Annotated in this window: 5 protein-coding genes; 3 read left to right on the forward strand and 2 right to left on the reverse strand. The window is 62.6% G+C overall.

The genetic code is table 11. The features are described 5' to 3' along the window. On the reverse strand, positions 1-1,240 hold a 1,240-nt coding region (locus A5659_RS25020; protein ID WP_197498202.1), incomplete at its 3' end, for a CaiB/BaiF CoA-transferase family protein. A gap of 210 nt (positions 1,241-1,450) precedes the next feature. Then, positions 1,451-2,140: a TetR/AcrR family transcriptional regulator gene (locus A5659_RS25025; protein ID WP_066880819.1), complete on the reverse strand. Its 690-nt coding sequence runs from the start codon at positions 2,138-2,140 to the stop codon at positions 1,451-1,453. Between the two features lie 323 nt (positions 2,141-2,463). On the opposite strand from A5659_RS25025, the gene A5659_RS25030 reads away from it, so the two are divergent. The 3 genes from A5659_RS25030 to A5659_RS25040 form a co-directional block, all read left to right on the forward strand. Beyond that, positions 2,464-3,690, forward strand: a complete 1,227-nt coding sequence (locus A5659_RS25030) for a cytochrome P450 (RefSeq protein WP_197498204.1) — start codon at positions 2,464-2,466, stop codon at positions 3,688-3,690. A gap of 175 nt (positions 3,691-3,865) precedes the next feature. Further along, positions 3,866-4,960 (forward strand): amidohydrolase family protein, encoded by a 1,095-nt coding sequence (locus A5659_RS25035; RefSeq protein WP_231998012.1) that lies wholly within the window; start codon positions 3,866-3,868, stop codon positions 4,958-4,960. A 33-nt stretch (positions 4,961-4,993) separates the two neighbouring features. Next, the coding region (locus tag A5659_RS25040; protein WP_067185011.1) for an aldehyde dehydrogenase family protein at positions 4,994-6,238 on the forward strand (1,245 nt) is incomplete at its 3' end.

Raw genomic sequence — 6,238 nt, forward strand, 5'->3', positions numbered from 1 at the left:
GGTGGTCTGTCGACTCCAGGTGAATGACCTCAGCGCCCAGCGCGGCGAGAATGTGGGTGGAGGAGGGACCCGCCCACCACGCTGTCGCGTCGAGAATTCGTATGCCCTCCAGAGGAAGTCGCGGTGCACCTTCGGCTCCGGTCGTAATCCTGTTGTGGGCGGGTACTTTTGCCATTTCGCCAAGCGGGGGAGCGCCGGCGGTGGGGGCGGGTCGTCGGCCATTGATCCGGTAGGGCGCCAACGGGTGGGTAAAGCTGTCGTCGGCATACCTGCCCCACACGCCGCGCGCCGCGAACTGCGGGTGGTCCAACACGGTCTGGCCATTGTTGACGGGTGAGACGGGGATCCGCAGATCGGAGGCCAACGCGACGATCTCGTCTGTGGAACGTTGCGTCGTCCATTCCCGCACAATCCGATTCCACTCGTCCCGGCGTTCCCACCGGGTCGTGGCGAGGGCCCAGGCTGGGTCCTCATCGAGTAGGTCGAGTCGGCCGATCATCGCTAGGAACGACTCGAATTGTTGGCGGGTATTGGTGTTGAAGCCCACCCAGCCGTCGGCGGTCGGTTCGATGGAAGGGATTTCAACCTGTCGCGCCGGCACGGTCAATGGCGGGCGACCGGCCAGTCCGTGGTAGAGGTCGGCGAACCCGCTGGCGCTGAGGTGACACGCCTCCAGCAATGAGCAGTCCACGAGTTCGCCCGCGCCGCCGAGTTGAACCCGCCGCAATGCGCCAACCGCCGCGACGGCGGCGTAGCTGGCCATCACCCATTCGAAGACTCGGCCACCGGCTTGAATGGGCGGTTGGTCCGGACGACCTCGCAACGCCAGGGTTCCGCTCTCCGCCTGGATCGTGAACTCCGTCGAGGGTCGGTCCCGGTACGGTCCGGTCAACCCGTAAGGAGAGAGCGCCACGATCACCAGGTGTGGCGCTCGCCGTAGGAGGGCCTCGCGGTCGAGTGCCCCAGGGCCCAGAGAATCGACGAACACATCGGCGGAAACGATCAGAGGCTCCAGGTCGGCCAACGAAGTGCCCACGACTGAACGCTTGCCGGCGTTCAAGAATTTGAACAGCGCGCCGTCGTCGTGTCGATCGCCAAACATTCTGCGGCGGAACGGATCCCCGTCCGGATTCTCTATCTTGATGACCTCCGCTCCGAGGTCGGCGAACAACTTGGTGCAGTACGGGCCCGAAATTTCCGTCGCCCACTCGACGACACGAACCCCACGCAGAGCGATCATCGTGCGGCTTTCCGTGTCAATGTCTGCCGAAGTGAGTTACCCACCCCGATGAGTGCACACACGCCACTTCCTGTCCTCACGCTCGTGCCGATCGAGCAGAGTGTTCTGCATCCGCATGGCTGCGGCTTGGTTGCAACGACGCTAGCGACGCGAAAGCTGACGTGTCAAGTGTGACTCGATAACGCTGGCCGCGGTTGAGTCGTTAAGCTTTCAGTCGGCCGCACGCACCTTGGGGGCCCGTTCGCCCCGCCCGCTGCGTTTGGCGGGCGGCTTCGTAGTCGACGTGCTTACCCCTTTGGCGAGGATTTGCGAACCCAGTTCGATCTGCGCGCGGATGTCCGACTCAGCCGTACCAAACCAGCGTGGTCCGAGGCTCGTCGTGAAGATGATGAAATTGGCCAGCAGCTCGGCGAACAGGTCGGCGTCGACGTCGGCCCGGATCTGCCCCGCGGCCTGGTAGTGGCGAACGCCTTCGGCGATAACGGCCGTACGGCGTGCGTGATTGGGTTGCAGCACCCGCAGCGAGAAGTCTGGATCTGACAACGCCCGACCGGAAATGTCCCAGCCGGGAACGCCGCTGTCCCGGTCATCGATCCTCAATCTCGCAAAGAAAAGCCGCTCGATATAGTCCTCGAAGCGCGTAGGCAGGTCCGCCACGACTTGCTCTTCTGCCTCACTGACCAGGTCCGCGATCTGTCGAGAAACGACTTGCTCGAAGATGCCTCGCTTGTCCCCGAAGTAGTGAAATAGCATCGCCTCCGAGCAGTCCGCGCGACGGGCGATCTCCTTCGTCGCCGCGGCCGCGTATCCCGCTTCGGCAAACACCTCAGCGGCCGCTTCAAGGAGGGCTCGTTGTTTGCCGTCCTTGTCGCGAACTCGCCGCCGCGCGCCTGTGGTCATCACACATACTTTAGCGAGCACCCGTCGGCTGAGCGGAAGCCTGCACGCGTGCCGCCCGTTCGCGCACACTGCGCGGGCGCGTCGATTCGAAGCGCTGTCAGATAGTTATCGAGTGCGACTTGACTCCGTGCATTCGACCATTTACTGTGCTGCGAAAGCAAATTTCGGCGTGTGCGAGAAATCAGAGGGCCGGCGCAGATGGCACGTGGACGGCGGTACGACTGCGGCGTGCCTGGACTGTGGTCGGCCCCTCGGTGGTGGCTGTCTGGCCGGGCTGACCGCTGGCGGTGTCTCGAGGTCGGCAGGGGCGGAAAGGACTACCCATGGTGAGCAAATCACCGGAGGAACACGCCCGGAACCTCGACCTTCGTCACGAGGATTTCAACGATCAAGAATTCCTCTACGAGGTCTACTCGGTGATGCGGGAGAACGGACCGTTCAGTCACCAGGACGTGCCATTCCTGGGCCCCACGCCGGGGGGCGCGTGGATCGCCACTCGCTACGACGACTGCTACGAGATTTTGCGGAACTGGCGCAGCTTCTCCAGCAAGCCCATGGGACTCGAGGGCAACCCGATGTCGTTCGGCGACATCGTGATCACCTTGGATCCCCCACGGCAGCAACAGCTTCGCAAGGTTCTCAATCCGTATTTCTCTCCGGGCCGGATGAAGGAGCTGGAACCCCAGGTGCGCGCGGTCACCGATGGGTTGATCGACAATTTTATCGAGCTGGGCAGCGGCGATCTCGCAGACGTTGCATGGCAGCAACCCGGGATCGTGTTCTTCCGGTACGTACTCGGCATGCCCGTTGAGGACGTGCCGCTCTACATCGAGACAGCCGACCTCGCGATCAATGGGGAGAGCGAAGACATCCGGAACGGTTCGATGACAAATCTCTACCTCCGCGTACGCGACGAGATCGACAAGCGTCGTGGTGAACCGCCGCGTGACGACCTGATCGACGTTCTACTCGCCGCCGAGATCGACGGCGAGAAATTGAGCTTCGACGACGTTGTCGCGAATGTGATGCTGCTGGTGCAAGCCGGGCTCGAAACAACCTCTAGCGCAATGTCATTCGCCTTCTTCTATCTTGGCACCCATCCCGAAGATCGCGACCGACTTGTACGCGAAGCCGGGTTGATGCCCGCGGCGATAGAGGAATTCATCCGGTTCGCCGGTTCGGTCCACGGACTGCATCGCTCAGTCGCGGAAGAGGTTGAACTAAGCGACCACAAGTTCTGTCCCGGTGAGACGGTCGTCGTGAACTATGCGGCCGCCAACCGCGACGCGCGCGAGTTCGACGAGCCGAACAAGTGCATTCTCGACCGGCAAACAAACCGCCACCTCGGGTTCGGAGCCGGCGTCCATCGCTGTCTGGGCTCCAATCTCGCCCGGCTCGAGTTTCGGGTGGGCGTCGAACAGACCCTGAATCGGATACCCGACTACGCCATCCCCCCTAGGGCAAAAGTTGATTTTCACGGGAACTCGGTCACCCGGGGCTACCGCGCCCTGCCCGTCGTCTTCACGCCGGGCGCCCGCATCGGCCGGTGAGAGGCGGCATGCGACCGCCGATCCGTCTCGCAGCCAACGTAATAGCGACATCAGGGAGGAACCCGTGGACAAGCAAGATCTTCAGTGGATGATCTCCGTCGATGACCACATCATCGAGCCCCCGAACCTATGGGTCGACCGCGCATCGGCCGCCGACCGCGATCGAGTGCCACACGTGGAGCGCATCGACGGCGTCGATACGTGGATATACGACCAAGCGCGCGCGTCGGTGATGGGCATCCTGGTCGCGGCTCACCAGCGGCCGCCCGAATACTCGCCGCTGCCAGTGAATTACGACGAGATGCCTCGTGCCTACTTCGACCCGGTCGCCCGCATCCCTGACATGGACGAGGACCATGTGATCGCGGGACTGAACTTTCCGTTCTTCCCACGGTTCTGTGGTCAGATGTTCGCACACCTCGGTGACCGCGACCTGGCTCTCAAGTGCGTGCGGGCCTATAACGACTTCGTCATCGATGAGTGGTGCGCGGCGGCGCCTGGTCGCTACATCCCAATGGTCATCGTCCCGTTGTGGGATACCCGACTGGCCGTCGAGGAGACGCTGCGGTGCGCCGGCAAGGGCGCCAAAGCCATTGCCTTCTCGGAGAACTTGCACCCGCTGGGATTTCCGTCCATCCACTCGGGAGCATGGGATGATTTCTTCGCGGTGGTGAACGAGACGAAGATGCCGCTGTGCACACACATCGGCTCGTCGTCGGTTAGTCCCACTACGTCGCCTGACGCACCTTTCGGGGTTCAGGCGGTCAACATCAATCTCAATCTGGCGAACTCAACCACGGATTGGTTGTTCTCGGGCAAGCTGCAGAAATACCCCGATCTGAAGATCGTGCTGGCCGAGGGCGGCATCGGCTGGATCCCTTACCTCATCGAGCGTGCTGAACATGTCGCCGCCGACTACCAATACCTGCGCGCCAACAACTGGGCGGTTGACCCCGCCACGATGCGCTTGACCCCGGTGCCAACCGATCCTGAAATTTTCCCGAAGGCTCCGCGCCAGCTCTTCCGCGACCACATGTACGGCTGTTTCATCGAGGACGACTTCGGGGCGGCCAATCTCGACTTCATCGGCGTCGACAATGTGATGATCGAAACGGACTATCCGCACACCGACAGCCTTTGGCCCAACTCCCTTCAGGCCGCTCACAAGGCACTCGACGGTCGGTCCGACCTCGACAAGTACAAGGTGCTGCAGGGCAATGCCCGCCGGGTTTTCGACTTTGAGCCCGCCCCGTATCCGGCGCTGGCGTAGTCAATCCCTTTCACTGGCCGACGGATTCGTTTGATGCGGGAGTACCAGAGCTTCATCGACGGTAAGTGGTTGAGCGACAATGCCCTCGGCACCATCGACGTCATCGATCCGGCCACCGAGGAGTTGATCGGACGAGTCGTCGAGGGTGGACAAAAGCAGGCGGCCATGGCGATCGAGGCTGCCAGGCGGGCTTTCGACGAAGGGCCATGGCCATGGATGTCCGTCCGGGAACGGGCAAAGATCATCAAGCGGTTCGCTGAGATCCTCGACGAGCGCAAAGCGGAGCTTCGGGAGCTGATCGTCGCCGAGATCGGCTCGACCGCCTTCATCACGGACCTGATTCAGGTTGGCGGTGCCATCGAGGCGGCCCACTACTACGGCGAGTTCGTCGAACATGATGTGACGTGGGTGGAGACACCGGGCGGCCCCGTGGTTTCGCCGACCGGCCTGGGCGGCGTGACAGTGGTCCGCGAACCGGTCGGGGTGGTCGGAGTCATCACGCCGTTCAACTTTCCTTTCTCGATCAACATTCAGAAGTGCCTGGCTGCCTTGGCTGTCGGCTGCACTGTGGTACTCAAGCCACACCCATGGACTCCGATGAACGCCCTGGAGCTGGCCAAGGTTGGCGAGGAAGCGGGCCTCCCGCCCGGGGCGTTCAACGTGGTCGTGGGCGGTGCCGACGTGGGAGAGGAGCTGTGCACGCACCGAGGCGTTGACATGATCGGGTTCACCGGTTCGACGGCGACCGGTCGGCGCATCCGCGAACTATCGGCGGCAACGATGAAACGCGCACAGCTGGAGCTGGGCGGCAAGAGTGCGCACCTCGTTCTCAGCGATGTCACCGAAAGTGACGTTGCGGGAATAGGATTCGGTCAGGTGCTGATGCATGCCGGACAGGCATGCACCGTCACGTCGCGACTTCTGTTGCCCGAGCACCTGCTCGAAGCGTATGTCGAGGGCCTCAAAGCGATGGCTCCGATGATTACCGTCGGCGATCCGCGTGATCCCGCAACTGTCGTCGGTCCGCTGATCAGGGATCAGCAGCGTCAGCGAGTTGAATCCTTCGTTCAGGCGGGCTTACAAGACGGCGCGCGGCTGGTGGTCGGCGGCAAACGTCCCGAACATCTCGAACGCGGCTTCTACTACGAACCGACGGCATTTGTCGACTGCCGCAGCGACATGCGCCTATGCCAGGAGGAGGTGTTCGGGCCTGTGCTGGCGGTGATGACCTATCGCTCCGAAGACGAAGCCATCCGCATCGCGAACGACTCCATCTAC

The organism is Mycobacterium sp. 1165196.3 (assembly GCF_001673415.1).
GTDB lineage: Bacteria > Actinomycetota > Actinomycetes > Mycobacteriales > Mycobacteriaceae > Mycobacterium > Mycobacterium europaeum_A.